This window comes from Nonomuraea marmarensis (assembly GCF_043197025.1).
Taxonomy (GTDB): domain Bacteria; phylum Actinomycetota; class Actinomycetes; order Streptosporangiales; family Streptosporangiaceae; genus Nonomuraea; species Nonomuraea marmarensis.
The window spans coordinates 79,497-97,749 of sequence record NZ_JBICRM010000030.1 but is presented as its reverse complement, the minus strand read 5'-3'; the positions used below and the strand labels follow the sequence as shown (position 1 = coordinate 97,749).

The window sequence follows — 18,253 nt, the reverse complement described above, 5'->3', positions numbered from 1 at the left end:
ATGCCGGACACCCCTTGACGCAACCATGTCCACCTCCTCAGGATTATGTACAGATTATGGACTAAAGGTAGAGGAGCCGCACAGATGACCGCATTCACTCCCACCCCCGACGACCGCTTCACCTTCGGCCTGTGGACCGTCGGCTGGCAGGCCCGCGACCCGTTCGGCGACGCCTCCCGCCCGGCGCTCGACCCGGTGGAGAGCGTGCACCGGCTGTCCGAGCTGGGCGCGTACGGCGTCACGTTCCACGACGACGACCTGCTGGCCGTCGAGCCCGACAGGGACAAGGCCGTCGCGGCGTTCCGGAAGGCCCTGGACGAGACCGGCATGAAGGTGCCGATGGCCACCACGAACCTGTTCACCCACCCGGTGTTCAAGGACGGCGCGTTCACCAGCAACGACCGCGACGTCCGCCGGTACGCCCTGCGCAAGGTGATCCGCAACATCGACCTGGCGGCCTCGCTCGGCGCCACGACCTACGTCTGCTGGGGCGGCCGCGAGGGCGCCGAGTCGGACGCGGCCAAGGACGTCAAGGCGGCCATGGATCGCTACAAGGAGGGCCTCGACCTGCTCTGCTCGTACGTCCTGGAAAAGGGCTACGACCTCCGCTTCGCCATCGAGCCCAAGCCGAACGAGCCCCGCGGCGACATCCTGCTGCCGACCATCGGCCACGCCCTGGCGCTGATCGGCGAGCTGGAGCACCCTGAGATGGTGGGCCTCAACCCCGAGGTCGGCCACGAGCAGATGGCCGGGCTCAACTTCGTGCACGGCATCGCCCAGGCTCTGTGGCACGGCAAGCTCTTCCACATCGACCTCAACGGCCAGCACGGCCCGAAGTACGACCAGGACCTGATCTTCGGCCACGGAGACCTCAAGAGCGCCTTCTTCCTGGTGGACCTGCTGGAGCACGGCGGCTACGACGGCCCGAGGCACTTCGACTACAAGCCGCTGCGCACCGAGGACCCCGAGGACGTGTGGGTGTCGGCCGCGGCGAACATGAGCACGTACCTGATCCTCAAGGAGAAGTCGCGCGCCTTCCGCGCCGACCCCGAGGTCCAGGAGGCCCTGCGCGCCTCCCGCGTGGACGAACTCGCCCAGCCCACCCTCGCCTCCGGCGAGACCTGGACCGACCTGGCCAAGGACGACTTCGACCCCGAGGTGGCGGCCAGGCGCGGCTTCCACTTCACCCACCTCAACCAGCTCGCTCTCGAGCATCTCCTGGGGGTACGCGGATGACGAAACCCATCAGCGTTCAGCTCTACACCGTCAGGGAGCCGCTGGCGGCCGACCGCGACACCGTGCTGAGGCGGATCGCGGAGATCGGCTACCGGTCGGTGGAGCCCTACGACCCCACGACCGATCCCAAGGGCTTCCGCCAGGTCATCGACGACCTGGGGCTGAGCGTGTCGAGTACGCACGCGTACGCGCTGCTCAGCAAGGAGCCCGGGGAGGTCTTCGACGCGATCGCCACGGTCGGTACCGATCTGGTGATCATTCCGGGCGGCATCGCGCACGAGGAGTTCACCACCCGCGACGGCCTCTCGCGCACCGCCGACCTGCTGAACGGCCTGGCCGAGCAGGCCGCCGGGCACGGAATGCGGATCGGATACCACAACCACTGGTGGGAGATCGAGCCGGAGATCGACGGCCGGCACGCCATCGAGGCGCTCGCGGACCTGCTCGCCCCCGGGGTGTTCCTGGAGATAGACACCTACTGGGCGCAGGTGGGCGGCGCCGATGTGCCCGCCCTGCTCGGCCGCCTCGGAGAGCGCGCGCTGGCACTACACGTCAAGGACGGCCCGGTCGTCAAGGGCGAGCCGCACACCGCGGTCGGCAGGGGCGTCATGCCCGTACCCGAGATCCTCGCCGCCGCGCCGGACGCCTGGCGCATCGTCGAGCTCGACGAGTGCGCCACCGACGTCTTCGCCGCTCTCGCGGACAGCCACGCCTACCTCACCTCCTTGGAGAGCTCTTGAGCAACGGCCCCGTCGGCGTCGCCCTGGTCGGCGCCGGAGTGATCAGCGGCCAGTACCTCCGCAACCTCAACGCCTTCCCCGACGTGCGCGTGCTCGGCGTCGCGGACCTCGACGCCGATCGGGCCGCGGCCGTCGCCCGGGAGCACGACGTCCCCGTGTCGGGGACGCTCGGCACGGTGCTCGCGCTGCCCGAGGTCGAGATCGTGGTCAACCTCACGATCCCGGCCGCGCACGCGGCCGTCGCGCTGGAGGCCCTGCGCGCGGGCAAGCATGTGTACGGCGAGAAGCCCCTCGCCATGGACACGGACGAGGCGGCGAAGGTCATGGACGAGGCCGCGAACCTGGGCCTGCGCGTCGGCGGCGCCCCCGACACCTTCCTGGGCGCCGGGCTCCAGTCGACGGCGCACGCCCTGCGCGCCGGCCTCATCGGCGCGCCGGTCGCCGTCACGGCCGCCACGCAGAGCCTCGGCCCGGAGTCCTGGCACCCCAACCCCGAGTTCTTCTACCAGCCCGGCGCAGGTCCCCTGTTCGACCTGGGCCCCTACTACCTGACCGCCCTGGTGTCCCTGCTCGGCCCGGTCACCCAGGTGGCGGCCGACACGCGCAGGGCCCGCGACCAGCGCGTGGTCGGCTCGGGACCGAAGGCGGGCAACGCGTTCCCCGTCGATGTCCCGACCCACGTCAACGCCCTGCTGGACTTCCCCGGCACGGCCACGGCGGCGGCCACGTTCAGCTTCGACTCGCCCGTCAACCGCCGGATGATCGAGATCATCGGCACCGAGGGCGCCCTGTCACTCCCCGACCCCAACACGTTCGAGGGGCCGCTGCTGGCCAGAGGGCTGCACGACAAGGACTGGCGCGAGGTGCCGCTGTCCGGCACGACGGCGGGGCGCGGTATCGGCGTGCTGGACCTGGCCAGGTCGATCCGTGCGGGCACGCCGCACCGCGCCTCGGGCGCGCTGGCGTTCCACGTACTGGAGCTCATGGCCGCCATCTCGGGGTCGGGCGAGCGCTCCGAGTTCCGCCGGATCACGTCCACCACGACCGCGCCGGAGCCGCTCCCAGCGGACTGGGACCCGTACGCGGCCACCCTGTCGTAACGTCGCCGGTGACCATACTCGGTATGGTCACCGCGTAACGCGTTGGCTTGTACCCGGCGGACCCGCCACAATGGCGCGATGGCTGAAAGTGGCGAGACCGACTGGGTCTCCAGGTTCGCGGACGAGGTGATCTCCGAGGCGGAGAGACGCGCCCCGGGCAAAACGATCGTCTGCGCCTCGGGTCTGAGCCCGTCGGGCCCGATCCACCTGGGCAACCTGCGCGAGGTCATGACCCCCCACCTGGTCGCCGACGAGATCCGGCGGCGCGGCCTGGAGTGCGTGCACCTGCTGTCCTGGGACGACTACGACCGTTTTCGTCGGGTTCCCGCCGGTGTCGAGGGCATCGACCCGTCCTGGGCCGAGCACATCGGCAAGCCGCTGACCTCGGTGCCCGCGCCTCCGGGGAGCCCGCACGCCAACTGGGCCGAGCACTTCAAGTCGCCCATGATCGCGGCTCTGGAGGAGCTGGGTGTCGACTATCGCGGCATCAGCCAGACCGGGCAGTACACCTCGGGCGCCTATCGCGAGCAGATCCTGCTGGCGGTGCGCGAGCGGGCCAGGATCGACGCCGTGTTGTCGCGTTACCGGTCCAAGCAGGTGGAGGACTACTTCCCGTACAAGCCTTATTGCGACCTGTGCGAGCGCGACCTGACCACGGTCACCGCGTACGACGACGAGACCACCGAGCTGGCCTACACCTGCGAGTGCGGCTTCGGCGAGACCGTCCGGCTGGCCGAGCACGACCACGGCAAGCTGGTGTGGAAGGTCGACTGGCCGATGCGCTGGGCCCACGAGAGCGTGATCTTCGAGCCGTCCGGGGTCGACCACCACTCTCCCGGCTCCGCGTGGATCGTCGGCGGCCAGATCGTCGGCGAGGTGTTCGGCGGCGAGCAGCCGATCGGCCCCATGTACGCGTTCGTCGGCATCACCGGCATGGCCAAGATGAGCAGCTCCAAGGGCGACGTGCCGACCCCGGCAGACGCCCTGGAGATCATGGAAGCGCCCGTGCTGCGCTGGCTGTACGCCCGCCGCAAGCCCGCCCAGTCCTTCAAGATCGCCTTCGACCAGGAGATCCAGCGGCTCTACGACGAGTGGGACGCCCTCGGCCGAAAGGTCGACGCCGGCCAGGCCCAGCCCGCCGAGCTGGCCGCCTACAACCGCGCGGTGGGCACGGCCGCGGGCCCGCTCGAGGCCACTCCCCACCTCGTCCCCTACCGGACGCTGGCCTCCGTCGTGGACATCACGACCGGGCACGCCGAGCAGACCCTGCGCATCCTGCGCGACCTCGACGGGGTCGGCGACCTCGACGAGGCCCGTCCGCGCCTGGACCGGGCGCAGCGCTGGGTCGACGATCACCTGCCCGCCGACCAGCGCACCCGCGTGCGCGAGACGCCGGACGAGGAGTTGCTCGGCTCGCTCGGCCGGAACGAGCGCGAGTCGTTGCGGCTGCTGGCCGACGGGCTCGGCGACTGGTCGCTCGACGGCCTCACCACGCTGGTCTACGGCGTGCCGAAGGTGCAGGCGGGGCTGGCGGCGGACGCCAAGCCGACGCCCGAGCTGAAGGCGGCGCAGCGGGCCTTCTTCGCCCTGCTCTACCGGCTGCTCGTGGGCCGCGACACCGGTCCCAGGCTGCCCACCCTGCTGATGGCGGTGGGCGCCGACCGGGTCAGGAAGCTCGTCGGCGGGTGAACGGCGTCGTCCTGATCACCGGCATCTCGGCCGCCGGCAAGTCCACCGTGGCCCAGGCGCTGGCCGAGCGGCTGCCGCGGTCGGCCCACGTGCGGGGTGACACGTTCAGGCGCATGGTGGTGGGCGGCCGGGCCGAGATGACCCCGGAGCCCTCGGACGAGGCGATGCGCCAGCTCCACCTGCGTTACCGAATAGCGGCGAACGCGGCGGACCTGTAGTTCAATGCCGGATTCACGGCAATAGTCCAAGACGTCATTCTCGGGCCGGACTTGGAACGGTTTACGAAATTGATTCATTCTCGTCCCCTGTTTGTCATCGTGCTGGCCCCCGACCTCGCCGCGGTGGAGCGCCGCGAGCGGGCGCGGGCCAAGATCGGATACCCCGAGGAGTGGACGATTGCCCAGCTAGGCGAGGCGCTCCGCGGCGAGACCCCGCGCCTCGGGCTGTGGCTCGACACCTCGCGGCAGACCCCGGAGGAGACCGTGGACGAGATCTTTTTCAGGGCCGCGGAGGCCGAGGTCCGATAAAAAGTACCAATGCAAGGCGCTTTCAAGTGGGTTGCATGTGTGCCGGAGGACCTTGATGCCATGAACAAGCAGCCTTTCGCCGCCAGCGTCAGCGTCATCGTGCCCGCGATGAACGAGGCCGCGAACCTTCCTCATGTCTTCGCGACGCTGCCCGACTGGATCGACGAGGTGATCCTGGTCGACGGCAACTCGACCGACGACACCGTCGCCGTCGCGCGCAGGCTGCGCCCCGACCTCCGGGTCGTCGTGCAGACCCGGCGCGGCAAGGGCAACGCGCTCATCGAGGGCTTCGCGGCCGCCCGGGGCGACATCATCGTCATGATCGACGCCGACGGCTCCACCGACGGCAGGGAGATCCGCTCCTTCGTCGCCACGCTCGTCAACGGCGCCGACTTCGCCAAGGGCTCCAGGTACGCCCCTGGTGGCGGCTCGGACGACCTCAGTCCGATCCGCTCGCTCGGCAACAAGTTCCTCACCGGGCTGACGAACCTCCTCTACGGCACCGGCTACACGGACCTGTGCTACGGCTACAACGCCTTCTGGGCCCGCCACCTCGACGCCATGGAGCTCGACTGCGACGGCTTCGAGATCGAGACCCTGATGAACGTCCGGGCCGCGCAGGCCGGCCTCGTCATCCACGAGGTCCCCAGCCACGAGCGCTCCCGAATCCACGGCGAGAGCAACCTGCACGCCGTGCGCGACGGCTGGCGCGTGCTCAAGACGATCATGCGGGAGCGGGCGCGCGGCACCGCCGTGACGGCGCAGGCCCAAGTGGCCCTGGCAAAGTGACATCCTTGGACAATGCGCTACATAGTGATCGGAGCAGGAGCAGTCGGGGGAACCATCGGCGCCCGCCTGCATCAGGGCGGGCACGAGGTCCTTCTCATCGCGAGAGGCGCCCATTACGAGGCGCTCAGACGCGACGGCCTGCGCCTGATCACTCCCGACTCCGCTGAGACCCTGGACATCCCCGCCGCCGACGGTCCCGTGCCGGTGCAAGACGACGACGTGCTCATCCTGGCCACCAAGTCGCAGGACACGATCGCCGCGCTGGCCCCCTGGCCGTCCGACCTGCCCGTGGTGTGCGCCCAGAACGGCGTGGACAACGAGGCCACGGTCCTGCGGCGGTTCGAGCGTGTCTACGGCATGTGCGTGTGGCTGCCCGCCCAGCACTTGGAGCCCGGCGTCGTGGAGGCGCACGGATTCCCCTACTCCGGCATGCTGCACGTCGGCCGCTATCCACAGGGTGTGGACGACCTCGCCGAGCAGATCGTCACCGACCTCGGCAAGCACGGCCTCGTGGCGCGCACCTCGCCCGACGTGATGCGCTGGAAATACGGCAAGCTGATCGGCAACCTGGGCAACGCCGCGGACGCGCTCCTGAGCCGCGGGCCCGGCATGGCGGAGGTGGTCGAGCGCGCCAGGGCCGAGGCCAGGACCGTGCTGCGCGAGGCCGGGATCGACTTCTCCACCCCGGAGGAGGAGCTGGAGACCCGCGGCCATCAGGTGGACGTACGCCCCATCGAAGGCTCCAGGCGCGGCGGCGGATCGTCGTGGCAGAGCCTGGCCAGGAGCAGCGGCTCGATCGAGGCCGACCACCTCAACGGCGAGATCGTGCTGCTCGGCCGGTTGCACGGCGTGCCCACCCCTGTCAACGAGGTGCTGCGGCGCGAGGCCAACAGGTACGCCCGCGAGAAGCTGCCGCCCGGCTCGATGCCGCTGGAGACGCTGCTCGCGCTCATCGACGAGCGTTCCGCAGCCGGATCCCGCTGAACTCCAGCGTGCTCGCCGTCACCTCCTTCCAGAACGGCCACAGGTTGGCCAGCACCCTGAGCTGGATCCCCGCCTCCTCGTGCAACTCGAACAGGTCGCTGACCGGCTCGGGAGGGCCGAGCGGCGACACCGGCACCTTCGCGACCAGGGCGCTCGGCGGATCCCCGATCGGCTCGAAGACGTCGGCCGGCAGGCGGTAGGCGTAGAGCCGCACGTCCATGAGCGCCTTGAGCCAGCCGTACTCGATGGCGTGCACCCGCTCGCCGCAGCCGGAGCCGATGATCCGGGTCATGTCCTCCTCGGTGGTGCGCGGCCCGGCCCAGGCCATCGCCCGCGGGCAGGCGCGCGGGAACCAGTAGTCGGGGCAGCGCTCGTGGCCGACCGCCCACACGTACGGCTCCCTCAGCGCGGACGTCGGCGCGACGTGCGGCACGAACCGCTCGATGGTCGGGTCTTCGGAGAAGTGGAGGACCTGGCCAGGCTCGGGTCTCATGAACGCCATCATGGCGCATACCCCGCCGATCTCCGGGCAGTGAAGAGGCGCTCTTTCGACAAGGGGTGAGTTGGATGATCTTACTGGGACTGGTCCTGATCCTGCTCGCCGGCGGCGCGGCCGCGTTGGTCCTCACCGAGGACAGCGCCAGGTACATCCTGTTCGGGAACACCTTCGAGCTCGACCACGTGCAGATGTTCCTGGCGGGGGCGGTCGCCGCGGCCGTCCTGCTGCTGGGCCTCTGGCTGCTGGGCAAGGGTGCGCGCAGGACGGCCCGGCGCCGCCGCCGGCTACGCGGCGCCAGGGCCGAGACCTCCAGCCGGGCGGCCCGGCCGGAGGGCGAGAAACGCGCCCCCGCTCCAGGCGATCGCCTGGTGGCCGGGAGCTCCGAGGAACCCAGGCAGTAACTGTCAGGTCGCGGGCGCGCTCTGGCGGGAGGGCAGCAGGTTGCCCTCCCGCCAGAGCGCGAACCCGGTGATCACCGCGCCGAGCCCCTCCCAGAGCCCGACGCCGAAGAACTTGCCGGGCGCCGCCCCGGTCAGCACCAGCGTGCTGAAGACCGCGAACGTCAAGAGCCTGAACGGCACGGTCCAGCGGAAGAACGGCGTGTAGTTCGCGGACGCGGCGAACACGTAGTAAACGCCCATGTTCACCGCCGCCATCGACGAAGCGGCCATATAGACCAGCGTGTAGTCACCGGCGGCCCGTACGTCGAGGACCTCGAAACCGAGCATGACCAGCAGGGTGTCGGGCGAGATCAGCCCGAGCAGGCCGAGCGCGAAGGCGAGGAAGCCGAAGACCGCGATGGTCCAGCCGGAAAAAGAACGCGGAAGACGCACAGAAATCCTTCCAAAGGGGGGTGTAATCTGCGAGGCGATCTCATCATGCACCCGGAGGTCGCATGCCCCCCACGCGTGGCCGTCCCATCGCACTGAAACTCCTCATCCTGCTGCTCGTCCCACTGCTCTCCCTGGTGGGCCTGTGGGCGTTCGCGGCTGGTCTGACCGGTGGCGATGGCCTGCGCCTGCTGGCCATCAACGACCTGGCCACCAACCTGGCCACCCCGTCGGAGCAGGTCAACATCCAGCTCCAGAACGAGCGGCTGGCCTCCGTGGAGTTCCTGGTCACCGGCAGAGGCGCCGCCAAGGTGGCCAAGCAGCGCGGCCAGACCGACCGGTCGGTGGCGACGTTCCGCGGTCTCGCCAAGAACCAGCGCGACCTGTCACCCGAGATGACCGCGCAGCTCACCGCGCTGAACGGCAAGATCGACCAGCTCGCGGACGTCCGCCGCGACGTGGACGGCACATCCGTCGCGCCGCTCGACGTGATCGACGGCTACAGCCAGATCGTGGACGCGTCCTTCCGCATGTACGACGCCATGGTCCTGGTGCCCGACATGGCCCTCTACCAGCAGGCCAGGGCGGTGACCATGCTGGGCGAGGCCAAGGACGTGCTGTCCAGGGAACGGGCGCTGATCGCGGTGGTGCTGGCCAAGGGCCGGGTGGAGCCGCGGGAGCGCGAGGCGTTCACGGGCATGGTCGCCACCAGGCGGCTGCTCTACTCCCAGGCGCTGTCGCATCTGGACCGCGAACTGCGGGGGCCGTACGAGGCGCTGGCCGCGTCGCCCGTCTACAAGGAGTTCCTGCAGGCCGAGGACGCCATCAGGGGGCAGGCGGCCACGAACGGCCTGCCCGCCACGGCCGCCACCTGGCCCATCGACGGCCAGAACCTGTGGGCGGCGGTCGAGCGCGACCAGGCCCTGGCCGTGCAGAGCATCGTGCTCAGGGTGACGCCGACGGCCATCGGCATGCTGATCAAGATCGGCGTGGCGGGCGGCGTGGGCCTGATCGCCGTCATCGCCTCGATCATGCTCTCGCTGCGCTTCCGCAAGCGCCTGGTACGTGAGCTGGCCGGACTCCGCGACGCCGCCACGGAGCTGGCGGAGGTGCGGCTGGCCGGGCTGGTCAAGCGGCTGCGCACGAACGTGGACCCGCCCACGCCCGCCGAGGCGGCGCCGGTGGAGGTCAAGGCGCACACCTCCGAGGTACGCGACATCGTCCAGGCGTTCAACGACGTGCAGTCCACGGCCGTCGAGGCCGCGGTGAGCCAGGCCAGGCTGCGGCACGGCGTCAGCCAGGTCTTCGTCAACCTGGCCAGGCGCAACCAGTCGCTGCTGCACCGCCAGCTGCTGCAGCTCGACAGCATGGAGCGGGCCACGGAGGAGCCCGAGACGCTGGCGGACCTGTTCAAGCTGGACCACCTCACCACCCGCATGCGCAGGCACGCCGAGAGCCTCATCATCCTGTCCGACCAGGCTCCCGGGCGCGGCTGGCGCAATCCGGTGCCGATACTCGACGTGATGCGCGCGGCCGTGGCGGAGGTGGAGGAGTACGAGCGGGTGGAGGTGCTGCAGCCGCCGCCGGTCGCGCTCATGGGCGCGGCGGTCACCGACGTGGCCCACCTGATGGCCGAGCTGGTCGAGAACGCCACCCTCTTCTCCCCGCCCCAGACCAGGGTGGACCTGCGCAGCGCGGTCACGCCGCACGGCCTCATGATCGAGATCGAGGACCGCGGGCTCGGCCTGCCGCGCGCCGAGCTGGACGAGCTCAACGAGCGGCTGGCGAAGATGCCGGAGTTCGACCTGGCGCAGAGCGACCGGCTCGGCCTGTTCGTGGTGGGCAGGCTCGCGGCCAGGCACGACATCAAGGTCACCCTGGCGCCCTCCCCGTACGGCGGCCTGACCGCGATGGTCGCCCTGCCCTCGTCCCTCCTGGCCGACCAACCCGTCCTGAGCGGGCGGTAGGCCCTACGGCAGGACCTGGAGCAGCGCCTGCTTCCTGGCCTTGGCGGGCTCGGCGATGCGCTGGAGCTCCTTGCCCGCGCCGTCGAGCACGACCAGCGTGTTGTGCTCGGCGCCGCCGACCCGCACGACCAGGCGGCCGTCGGCCAGGTAGAACGCCCCGAGCAGCCGGCCCTTGACCGCCATGGGCACCCTCTTGCCGGTCACCATGTCCACGACGACCGGCTTGAACCAGGTGGGCCACCCGCCGTCGCCGAGCATGTCACGGTTCTGCGGGAACTCCACGACCGCCTTGCGGCCGTCCGGCGACAGGCTCTGCAGGTGCGTGACGAGCTTGACGCCCTTGGCCCTGACGGCCTTGCCGGTCTGCGTGTCGAGCCGGTAGAGGGCGTCGGCCTCGCCCGTGTAGCCGGCGACGTAGCGGCCGTTCGCCGACCAGGCGAGGTGGCAGACGCCCTCGGAGGTGCCCAGCTTGTGCGGGGAGTCGGTGCCGTCGGCCCGGACGTGCATGATCTTGTTGCCCGCGCCCGCGTACGCCACCCGCGCGGAGTCGGGCGACCAGACCGGGGTGAGGCACGGGGTGCCGCCCTGGAGCGCGCTGACGATCGTGGTGGTCCTGCCGCCCTGCCTGATCTGCAGCCTGCCGTCCGAGGTCACCCAGGCCGCCTTCTTGCCGTCGGGCGAGGCGGAGAACTGCGGTAGGTCTCCGGTCTTGGCCAGTGTGGCCCACTTGCCGTCTTCGTACCGGCTGAGCTGGTTGGCCGCGCTCACATAGACTGCCCCGCCCGAGAGCTCAGGCGTGGTGGCGGCCGACGCGACCGACGGGACCACCAGGACGGCGCCGAGCACGGCGCCGGCGACAACACGAATCTTCATGAGCACCCATGTTGCCCGAGCCACTCAAAGACGCAGGAAAGGCTCGCTGAAGTGAGCAGTGGCGAGAATCGCGCGCTCGGCCCTGAGCGCGGCCAGCACCTCGGCGCGCGTGCGCGCGGCCGCCTCCTGGTCGTCGTCGTAGAGGTAGCGGATGCCGGGATCTTCCAGCTGTACGGGGTGGAGCACAAGGTCGCCGGTCATGGCGACGTCACCGACCCGGACGATCTGGTGGCCCGGCGTGTGCCCCGGCGCGAAGTGGACGCGCACACCCGGCGCGACCTCGGCGTCACCCTCGACGACCTGCAGCTGTCCCTTGATGGCGGCGACGACCTGGTCGAGCATCGGGCCGCGAGCCGCTTCCAGCTCGGCCTGCTGGAGCACGTAACGGGCGTTCTCGAACGCCGGCCCGCCATCGGCCACCGCGCCCGAGGCGTGGTCACTGTGCAGGTGGGTGAGGATGACGGTGCCGATCTCGGCGGGCGTGACGCCCGCGGCGGCGAGCTCACCGGTCAGCGTGCCGGGAACCGGCGCCCAGCTGGACGCGGGCGAATCTTCGCCGCCGATGCCGGTGTCGACGAGAGTCAGCCGGCCTGCCGCGTCGCGCAGCAGATAGCAGTGGAAGTGCAGGACCCACGGCTCGTCCTCGAGGCCGGAACCTGCGAACATCTGGGCGAGCGGGCGGTGGATCGCCGCTCCCATGGGGCCCACGGCGTCGCAGAGTGGTGTCACTTCGACGCCGGACACGCTTATCGGTCTGTGCACCCCGCCAAGACTAGGCGGCGACGGGCTGGCGCGGAACGTACTCGTTCTCGAGGTCGGCGGCGTAGACGGCGCGGCGGCAGTGCGCGCACCTGTAGACGATCGGGCCTTCGTCGAGCTCGTGGTGGCACCGCGGGCAGTGGTTGGTCTTCATGATGCTGCTCCCCCAAGGAGGTTCTTTCGTCCTATGGAACCCTCACCGAGTTGCAGGGATCCTGCATACCACTTGACACGATGACGCTGCGCCGATGGGGGTACTGTGCCCTTCGCTACACACGCCGCGGTAATTTTCGTCGCGGCGTGGTGCTGAGAAGAACATTGTCACGCGCCCTGTCCGGTGCTCGCGCGCGAAACCCCGGGAACCGCCCGGGAATAGCCCAAGAGGGCTAGGCGTTTCATGGGTCAGATCGTGTGGTATGTTGCCACCAAGCGTTGAGCTCGAGCTCCGCTTGATCTTCAAGCTCCGCCCCGAGTTGAGGGGCCAGGCTTCCTTTCATCACCCGCCGGCCCTCTGGGTTCCGGCGCACTCCCTCAAGGGGTTCATCATGTCTGTGCACACCATTCCAGAGCAGCGTGCCTCCACGCCCATCCGGCAGGTGAGCGGTCTCCTGGACGTCGGCGACAAGTCCGCGTTCCTCCGGGCCGAACATCTGCCGAGCCCGGGCGACGTGCGGCTGCCGCCGGACCGGATCCGGCAGTACGACCTGCGGCCCGGCGACCACGTCGTGGCGTCTTTCGCAGGGAACAAATTCGTCGGCGTCGAATCGGTCAACGGGTCCGCGCACTGGCGCGACCGGCCGAGGTTCGCCGACCTGACACCCATACACCCGACCGAGCGGCTCAACATCGAGACCGAGTCGCTCAGCACGCGCGTCATCGACCTGTTCGCGCCCGTCGGCAAGGGGCAGCGCGGCCTCATCGTCGCACCGCCCAAGGCCGGCAAGACCATGGTCCTGCAGGCGCTGGCCGCCGGGATCGCCCGCAACCACCCCGAGGTGCACCTCATGGTCCTCCTGGTGGGCGAGCGGCCCGAGGAGGTCACCGAGATGCGCGCCACCATCCAGGGCGAGGTCTTCTACTCGACCTTCGACCATCCCGACCGCGACCACGCCGCCATCGCCGAGCTGGCCATCGAACGGGCCAAGCGGCTCGTGGAGGCGGGGCAGGACGTGGTGCTGCTGCTCGACTCGCTGACGCGGTTGGGGCGGGCGTACAACAACCTGGCGCCCAGCGGGGGACGCGTTTTGACGGGCGGCATCGACGCCCGGGCGCTGTACCCGCCCAAGCGCTTCTTCGGCGCCGCCCGCAACGTCGAGGGCGGCGGCTCCCTCACCATCCTCGCCACCGCGCTGGTGGACACGGGGTCGCGGATGGACAACAACCTGTACGAGGAGTTCAAGGGCACGGGGAACATGGAGCTGCACCTGGTCAGGGAGCTGGCCGAGCGGCGGTTGTTCCCGGCCGTGGACCTGGACGCCTCGGGGACTCGGCGGGAGGAGATCCTGCTGCATGCGGAGGAGCAGCAGGTGATCTGGCGGCTGCGCCGGATGCTCACGACTCTCGAGAAGCAGCAGGGGCTCGAGCTCCTCGTCAGCAAGCTCCGCTCCACACCTTCCAACGCCGCCTTCCTCCTCGAAGCCAGCGCCTGACGCCCCACGGCCCCGGGTCGCTCACCGCCATCACCACACGCCCATCGCCCTCCAATGCGCGTTCATCGCGCCACACTGCAGCGCATGGCCACCTGAGACGCCATCCCGGCCGCACCCGCACGGCGGCGCCACGTCCCGCGGGTCCGCGAGAATGGGCGCATGCTGGCCGACATCGTCGAATACCTCATCTGCCCCGTTTGCCGCGCCGACCTGCGGCTGGGCGAGTCGACGCTCCGGTGCGTGCAAGGGCATACGTTCGACGTGGCCAAGCAGGGATACGTCAGCCTGCTCGTCGGCTCCAGACCACCCGGCACCGCCGACAGCGCGGCGATGGTGGCCGCGCGGGCCGAGTTTCTCGACGCCGGGCATTACGCCCCGCTGACCGCGGCCGTGGCGGAGACGGTAAAGGCACATGGGGTTCCTGAGAACGTTCCAGGAAAACATGAGTCCTCTACCGAAACGAATGACGGCAGGGAGCTGAGGGCGTACCGTGGGGCGGGAGTGGAGGCCGGTTACGGCGTGGGACCAGGAGGTCCCGGGCAGGAGCCGGAGATCGTCGAGGGTCGTCGCGCGGAGGGCAGGGTCGCGCCGGTGATCGTCGACGCCGGCGCGGGCACCGGGCACTATCTGGTGGCCGCGCTCAATGCGGTGAACGGTGGCATCGGGATGGCGTTCGATGTGTCCAAGCACGCTGTACGCCGGGCGGCGCGGGCGCATCCGAGGCTGGGGGCGTTCGTGGCGGACGTGTGGCGACCGCTCCCCATCCGGAGTGGGGTGGCCGATGTGGTGATCGATGTGTTCGCGCCCAGGAACGGGCCGGAGTTCAGCAGGATCCTGCGACCGGACGGGGTCGTGGTGGTCGTCACACCTGCCAGGACGCACCTGAGCCCGCTGGTCGAGGACCTGGGGCTGCTCTCCGTGGACGAGGAGAAGGAGCGCAGGGTGGCGCGCAGCCTGGAGGGGTTCGTCGAGACCGGGCGGCGCTCGATCGAGTTCGAGATGGAGCTGGGGCATGGCGACATCGCCCGAGTGGTCGGGATGGGCCCGAGTGCGTGGCATACCGACGAGGCCGAGCTTGATGAGCGAATCGCGGGATTTGTCTCCCAAAATGTCGCGAAAAGGCGCGAAAAAGTAGTAACGCACGCGGCGTTTCATCTGTCTACCTTCGAGCCCACACCCCGATCAAGGTCCGTTTCTTGACGGACATGTGCGACTGGTGTTACTGATGGGGCATTTAGTCCGAAATTCCCCCACATTCCCCAAGTATTTCCCCGACACAGGCGCAATACTGGACGGCATCCCACGCCCGGAGGCGCGGGACATCAATGGGAGGGGGCGCGCCGGATGAAGGCGGAGGAACGCTGGCAGGCCAGGTTCCGGGCGTCGCGCATGACGCTGCCGTCCTGGGCGCGCCAGGCCCCGAACCGCTCCATCTACCGCTCCAACGCCACCGGCACGTGGGAGGTCTACGCCTGGGACCGCGTGACGGGCACCACCCGCCAGGTCACCGACCGGCCCAAGGGCACCGCGTACGCCGCCATCGACCCCACCGGCCAGTGGATCTACTGGTTCGCCGACACCGGCGGCGACGAGTTCGGCGTGTGGTGGCGCCAGCCGTTCACCGGCGGCCCCGACGAGCTGGTCGCGCCCGACCTGCCGCCGGGCCAGCCCGGCGGCATCGCGCTGTCCACGACGGGCGGCGCGGCGATCAGCCTGGCCAGCGCCGGTACGTTCCGGATCCACCTGGTGCAGGAGGGCGAGCCGGCCAGACTGCTGTACGAGAACACCGAGGCCGCATGGGTGGCCGACATGTCCCTCGACGGCTCACTTATCGCGATAAATCACGGCGAATACGGTGACTTCCGTCATCCCGCGCTCCGAGTCGTCCGCCAGAACGGCGAGACCGTGGGCGAGCTCCACGACGGCGTCACCAAGGGCGTGATCGGCCTCAGTTTCGCCCCGGTCGTCGGCGACCGGCGCCTGCTCGCCCTGCACGAGCGCCGCCACCGCCACGAGCCCCTGGTCTGGGACCCGGTGACCGGCGAGCAGCGCGAGATCTGGCTGAAGGACTCGGGCGACCTCAACGCCGAATGGTACGACGACGGCCGCGGCCTGCTGATCCTGCGCGACGACCGGGCGCGCAGCTACCTGCACCGCTACGACCTCCCGGGCGGCGGCCTGACCCTCATCGAGACGCCGCACGGCGTGATCGACGAGGCCGTTCCCAGACCCGGTGGCCACGTCGAATACTTGTGGTCGAGCGCCTCCCGCCCGCCGGTCATCCGATCGAGCAACGACCAGGTCGTGGTCAACCCCGGCGGCCCGCCCGCCCCGCCGAGCGTTCCCGTCGAGGACCTCGACGTCGAGGGCGAGGGCGGCCGCATCCACGCCCTGGTCTCCAAGCCCGAGGTGGGCACCGCCCCCTTCCCCACCGTCTTCCTGCTGCACGGCGGCCCGACGGCACACGACCGCGACGCGTTCTCGCCCGAGGTCGCGGCCTGGGTGGACGCGGGGTTCGCGGTGGTGCGGGTCAACTACCGCGGCTCGACCGGCTACGGCTCGGCCTGGCGCGACGCGCTGCACGGCGACGTGGGGCACATCGAGCTGGCCGACGTGGCCGCCGTACGCCAGTGCGTGGTCGACCGCGGCATCGCCGACCCGGGCAGGATGGTGCTCGCGGGCTCGGCCTGGGGCGGCTATCTCACGCTGCTCGGCCTCGGCACCCAGCCCGACCTGTGGACGGCCGGCATCGCGGCGGTACCGATCGCCTGCCACCAGACCTCGTACGAGGACGAGGCGGAGAGCCTGCGCGCCTACCACCGGGCGCTGCTGGGCGGCTCGCCCGACGAACAGCCCGAGCAGTACGCGGCCAGCTCCCCGATCACCTACGCGGACCAGGTGAAGAGCCCGCTGCTGATCCTCGCGGGCGAGAACGACACGCGCTGCCCGCTGCGCCAGATCGAGAAATACGTGGCCAAGCTGGCCGAGCACGGGCGGGAGCACGAGGTTTACACCTACGACGCCATTCGCGGCTCTCTCGTGGTCGCGGAACGAATCGCGCAAATCACCCTTCAGCTCGAATTCGCGAGAAAGCACGCTAATCCACAGTAACAATTGACATTTCGTAAGAAGTTGGCTGACTTCCGGTCTTGATCGTCGGTCGTCACCGCTGTCACCATCGCGCCCAACGTTGTCACTCGAAGGGCGCATGTTGACCACCAAACCCGCGATCAGCCTGGCCGATCACCCCTCGGCCGGCTCGGCGCGGCGGACGCGATGAAAGGCGACCACCAGGTCGGCTCGCAGCGGCGGGCAGGTGCGGGGGGCCTAGCGGGCGCGCAGGACCACGATGGCCAGGTCGTCGGCGCTCGGCTGCGAGGCGAACTCGGCCGCGCCCCTGCGGATGCGCTCCGCCACGGCCCGGGCCGACAACCCCGCGCACTCGGCCAGCAATTTAGCCAAACCGCCGTCGTCGTCGAGCAGCCGCCCACCGGAGCGCCGCTCGGTCACCCCGTCCGTCACGGCCAGCAGCACGTCGCCGTGCTCCAGGTGGACGGTGTCGGGCTCGAACAGGACCTCGTGGAACACGCCAAGCAGCGACTGCGGCGTGGTCACCGCCTCCACCTTGCCGCTCGGCTTGAGCCGCAGCGCCTCGGGGTGCCCCGCCGACACCAGGCGCACCTCCAGCCCGGTCGCCACGGGCGTGATGTCGCCGTGCAGCAGCGTGAGGAACCTGGCCCGTTCGCCCTCCTCCAGGATCGCCTGGTTGAGCCGCCCGAGCACGGCCGCCACGCCGTACCCCTCCCGGGCGAGCAACCGCAGTGTGTGGCGCGCCAGGCCCGTCACGGCCGCGGCCTCGGGGCCGGTGCCGCAGACGTCGCCGATCGCGAACCGCCACGAGTCGTCGCCCGCCTTGAACAGGTCGTAGAAGTCGCCGCCGACCTCGTTGGCCTCACCGGCGGGCTCGTAGATGACGCCGTAGTCGAGCCCCGGCACCTCGGGCTCGTTGGGCGGCAGCAGGCTGCGCTGGAGCGCGCGGTTGGCGGCGGCCTGCTGGGCGTAGAGTCTGGCGTTGTCCATGGCCAGCGCGGCGCGCCTGCCGATGTCCTCGGCGAACTGGATGACCTCGTCGGGGAAGCGGTCGGACCTGCCCAGGCACATCATGCCGAGGCTGCGGCCGCGGGCGGTCAGCGGGACCGCGAGGACCTGCGCGTCGGCCAGGTGGATCGCCGAGGTGACGCGTGTATCGGCCGCGGAGACGTCCATCCCCGTGAGCTGCTCGCGCAGGCCGTCGATCCTGGCCTCGTCGGCGTGCCAGAGGTAGACCAGCCGCAGCGGCCCGAGCGGATCGTCGGAGGTGTAGACGGCGCACCAGCTCGACAACCTCGGCACCACGACCTGGGCGATGATCGCCGGCACCATGTCGGGGTCTAGAGTGCCCGCGAGCAGGTCACTCGCGTCAGCCAGGAACCCCAGCCAATGTGGCCCTCGGGAGCTCTCCTCCAGCCATTCGGCCGCCACCCGGTCCACGGAGCCAGGTAGCGTGAGCCTTGCCCAATGGACACGGGAATCGCCCGAGAAGGTGACTCCCCACTCTTCAACACCCGCGGA

The 18,253-nt window shown here is 70.1% G+C and carries 19 protein-coding genes; 13 read left to right on the top strand and 6 right to left on the bottom strand.

Annotation, left to right across the window (positions count from 1 at the left end):
• Positions 1-84: 84 nt before the first annotated feature.
• The 8 genes from xylA (at position 85) to ACFLIM_RS36830 (ending at position 7,065) form a co-directional block, all read left to right on the top strand.
• Positions 85-1,236 carry a xylose isomerase gene (gene xylA / locus ACFLIM_RS36865; protein ID WP_393173012.1) on the top strand — a complete coding sequence of 384 codons (1,152 nt, stop codon included), beginning with the start codon at positions 85-87 and terminating at the stop codon, positions 1,234-1,236.
• Positions 1,233-1,976, top strand: coding sequence for a sugar phosphate isomerase/epimerase family protein (locus tag ACFLIM_RS36860; RefSeq protein WP_393173011.1), 744 nt, complete (start codon positions 1,233-1,235; stop codon positions 1,974-1,976). The genes xylA and ACFLIM_RS36860 overlap by 4 nt, the downstream gene beginning before the upstream one ends.
• Positions 1,973-3,076: a Gfo/Idh/MocA family protein gene (locus ACFLIM_RS36855; RefSeq protein WP_393173010.1), complete on the top strand. Its 1,104-nt coding sequence runs from the start codon at positions 1,973-1,975 to the stop codon at positions 3,074-3,076. The genes ACFLIM_RS36860 and ACFLIM_RS36855 overlap by 4 nt, the downstream gene beginning before the upstream one ends.
• Before the next feature lie 78 nt (positions 3,077-3,154).
• Entirely contained in the window at positions 3,155-4,765 is a 1,611-nt protein-coding gene (gene lysS / locus ACFLIM_RS36850; protein WP_393173009.1) for a lysine--tRNA ligase, read from the top strand.
• Positions 4,762-4,983 carry an AAA family ATPase gene (locus tag ACFLIM_RS36845; protein WP_393173008.1) on the top strand — a complete coding sequence of 74 codons (222 nt, stop codon included), beginning with the start codon at positions 4,762-4,764 and terminating at the stop codon, positions 4,981-4,983. The genes lysS and ACFLIM_RS36845 overlap by 4 nt, the downstream gene beginning before the upstream one ends.
• A gap of 99 nt (positions 4,984-5,082) precedes the next feature.
• Positions 5,083-5,292, top strand: a complete 210-nt coding sequence (locus ACFLIM_RS36840; protein ID WP_393173007.1) for a phosphotransferase — start codon at positions 5,083-5,085, stop codon at positions 5,290-5,292.
• Between the two features lie 60 nt (positions 5,293-5,352).
• Positions 5,353-6,081 carry a glycosyltransferase family 2 protein gene (locus ACFLIM_RS36835; protein ID WP_393173006.1) on the top strand — a complete coding sequence of 243 codons (729 nt, stop codon included), beginning with the start codon at positions 5,353-5,355 and terminating at the stop codon, positions 6,079-6,081.
• Positions 6,082-6,093: 12 nt separating this feature from the next.
• The gene (locus ACFLIM_RS36830) at positions 6,094-7,065 is read left to right on the top strand and encodes a ketopantoate reductase family protein (RefSeq protein ID WP_393173005.1); all 972 of its coding nucleotides are present in this window, start codon (positions 6,094-6,096) and stop codon (positions 7,063-7,065) included.
• Here ACFLIM_RS36830 and ACFLIM_RS36825 read toward each other — a convergent pair.
• Positions 7,031-7,558 carry a DUF6886 family protein gene (locus ACFLIM_RS36825; RefSeq protein ID WP_393173004.1) on the bottom strand — a complete coding sequence of 176 codons (528 nt, stop codon included), beginning with the start codon at positions 7,556-7,558 and terminating at the stop codon, positions 7,031-7,033. The two genes, ACFLIM_RS36830 and ACFLIM_RS36825, sit on opposite strands and share 35 nt — an antisense overlap.
• 74 nt (positions 7,559-7,632) lie before the next feature.
• Here ACFLIM_RS36825 and ACFLIM_RS36820 point away from each other — a divergent pair, with 74 nt between their 5' ends.
• On the top strand, positions 7,633-7,965 hold the full coding sequence (locus ACFLIM_RS36820; protein WP_393173003.1) for a hypothetical protein: 333 nt from the start codon (positions 7,633-7,635) through the stop codon (positions 7,963-7,965).
• 3 nt (positions 7,966-7,968) lie between these two features.
• On the opposite strand, the gene ACFLIM_RS36815 is transcribed toward ACFLIM_RS36820, so the two are convergent.
• A complete protein-coding gene (locus ACFLIM_RS36815) occupies positions 7,969-8,397 on the bottom strand; it encodes a hypothetical protein (RefSeq protein ID WP_393173002.1) in 429 nt (142 codons plus the stop codon).
• A 62-nt stretch (positions 8,398-8,459) separates the two neighbouring features.
• On the opposite strand from ACFLIM_RS36815, the gene ACFLIM_RS36810 reads away from it, so the two are divergent.
• Entirely contained in the window at positions 8,460-10,361 is a 1,902-nt protein-coding gene (locus ACFLIM_RS36810; RefSeq protein WP_393173001.1) for a sensor histidine kinase, read from the top strand.
• A gap of 3 nt (positions 10,362-10,364) precedes the next feature.
• Here the strand turns inward: ACFLIM_RS36810 and ACFLIM_RS36805 are convergent, their stop codons facing one another.
• Genes ACFLIM_RS36805 through ACFLIM_RS36795 form a run of 3 tightly spaced genes read right to left on the bottom strand, consistent with a single transcriptional unit; the run spans position 10,365 to position 12,147 of the window.
• Positions 10,365-11,234, bottom strand: a complete 870-nt coding sequence (locus ACFLIM_RS36805; protein ID WP_393173000.1) for a TolB family protein — start codon at positions 11,232-11,234, stop codon at positions 10,365-10,367.
• 24 nt (positions 11,235-11,258) lie between these two features.
• Complete coding sequence (locus tag ACFLIM_RS36800) at positions 11,259-11,996, bottom strand: MBL fold metallo-hydrolase (protein ID WP_393172999.1); 738 nt, start codon at positions 11,994-11,996, stop codon at positions 11,259-11,261.
• A 10-nt stretch (positions 11,997-12,006) separates the two neighbouring features.
• Complete coding sequence (locus tag ACFLIM_RS36795) at positions 12,007-12,147, bottom strand: hypothetical protein (protein WP_393172998.1); 141 nt, start codon at positions 12,145-12,147, stop codon at positions 12,007-12,009.
• Between the two features lie 262 nt (positions 12,148-12,409).
• Between ACFLIM_RS36795 and rho the strand changes: the two genes are divergently transcribed.
• The 3 genes from rho to ACFLIM_RS36780 all read left to right on the top strand — a co-directional run bounded on the left by rho (position 12,410) and on the right by ACFLIM_RS36780 (position 16,753).
• Complete coding sequence (rho, locus tag ACFLIM_RS36790) at positions 12,410-13,642, top strand: transcription termination factor Rho (RefSeq protein ID WP_393172997.1); 1,233 nt, start codon at positions 12,410-12,412, stop codon at positions 13,640-13,642.
• Positions 13,643-13,801: 159 nt separating this feature from the next.
• The gene (locus ACFLIM_RS36785) at positions 13,802-14,842 is read left to right on the top strand and encodes a putative RNA methyltransferase (protein WP_449291493.1); all 1,041 of its coding nucleotides are present in this window, start codon (positions 13,802-13,804) and stop codon (positions 14,840-14,842) included.
• 144 nt (positions 14,843-14,986) lie between these two features.
• Positions 14,987-16,753 carry a S9 family peptidase gene (locus ACFLIM_RS36780; protein WP_393172996.1) on the top strand — a complete coding sequence of 589 codons (1,767 nt, stop codon included), beginning with the start codon at positions 14,987-14,989 and terminating at the stop codon, positions 16,751-16,753.
• 216 nt (positions 16,754-16,969) lie between these two features.
• Here the strand turns inward: ACFLIM_RS36780 and ACFLIM_RS36775 are convergent, their stop codons facing one another.
• A complete protein-coding gene (locus ACFLIM_RS36775; protein WP_393172995.1) occupies positions 16,970-18,172 on the bottom strand; it encodes a PP2C family protein-serine/threonine phosphatase in 1,203 nt (400 codons plus the stop codon).
• Between the last annotated feature and the right edge of the window lie 81 nt (positions 18,173-18,253).

Coding starts and splice junctions, on each gene's coding strand:
- xylA (WP_393173012.1), top strand. CDS start 85: ATGACCGCATTCACTCCCACCCCCGACGACCGCTTCACCTTCGGCCTG.
- ACFLIM_RS36860 (WP_393173011.1), top strand. CDS start 1,233: ATGACGAAACCCATCAGCGTTCAGCTCTACACCGTCAGGGAGCCGCTG.
- lysS (WP_393173009.1), top strand. CDS start 3,155: ATGGCTGAAAGTGGCGAGACCGACTGGGTCTCCAGGTTCGCGGACGAG.
- ACFLIM_RS36835 (WP_393173006.1), top strand. CDS start 5,353: ATGAACAAGCAGCCTTTCGCCGCCAGCGTCAGCGTCATCGTGCCCGCG.
- ACFLIM_RS36830 (WP_393173005.1), top strand. CDS start 6,094: ATGCGCTACATAGTGATCGGAGCAGGAGCAGTCGGGGGAACCATCGGC.
- ACFLIM_RS36825 (WP_393173004.1), bottom strand. CDS start 7,558: ATGAGACCCGAGCCTGGCCAGGTCCTCCACTTCTCCGAAGACCCGACC.
- ACFLIM_RS36820 (WP_393173003.1), top strand. CDS start 7,633: ATGATCTTACTGGGACTGGTCCTGATCCTGCTCGCCGGCGGCGCGGCC.
- ACFLIM_RS36810 (WP_393173001.1), top strand. CDS start 8,460: ATGCCCCCCACGCGTGGCCGTCCCATCGCACTGAAACTCCTCATCCTG.
- ACFLIM_RS36805 (WP_393173000.1), bottom strand. CDS start 11,234: ATGAAGATTCGTGTTGTCGCCGGCGCCGTGCTCGGCGCCGTCCTGGTG.
- ACFLIM_RS36795 (WP_393172998.1), bottom strand. CDS start 12,147: ATGAAGACCAACCACTGCCCGCGGTGCCACCACGAGCTCGACGAAGGC.
- rho (WP_393172997.1), top strand. CDS start 12,410: ATGTTGCCACCAAGCGTTGAGCTCGAGCTCCGCTTGATCTTCAAGCTC.
- ACFLIM_RS36785 (WP_449291493.1), top strand. CDS start 13,802: ATGCTGGCCGACATCGTCGAATACCTCATCTGCCCCGTTTGCCGCGCC.
- ACFLIM_RS36780 (WP_393172996.1), top strand. CDS start 14,987: ATGAAGGCGGAGGAACGCTGGCAGGCCAGGTTCCGGGCGTCGCGCATG.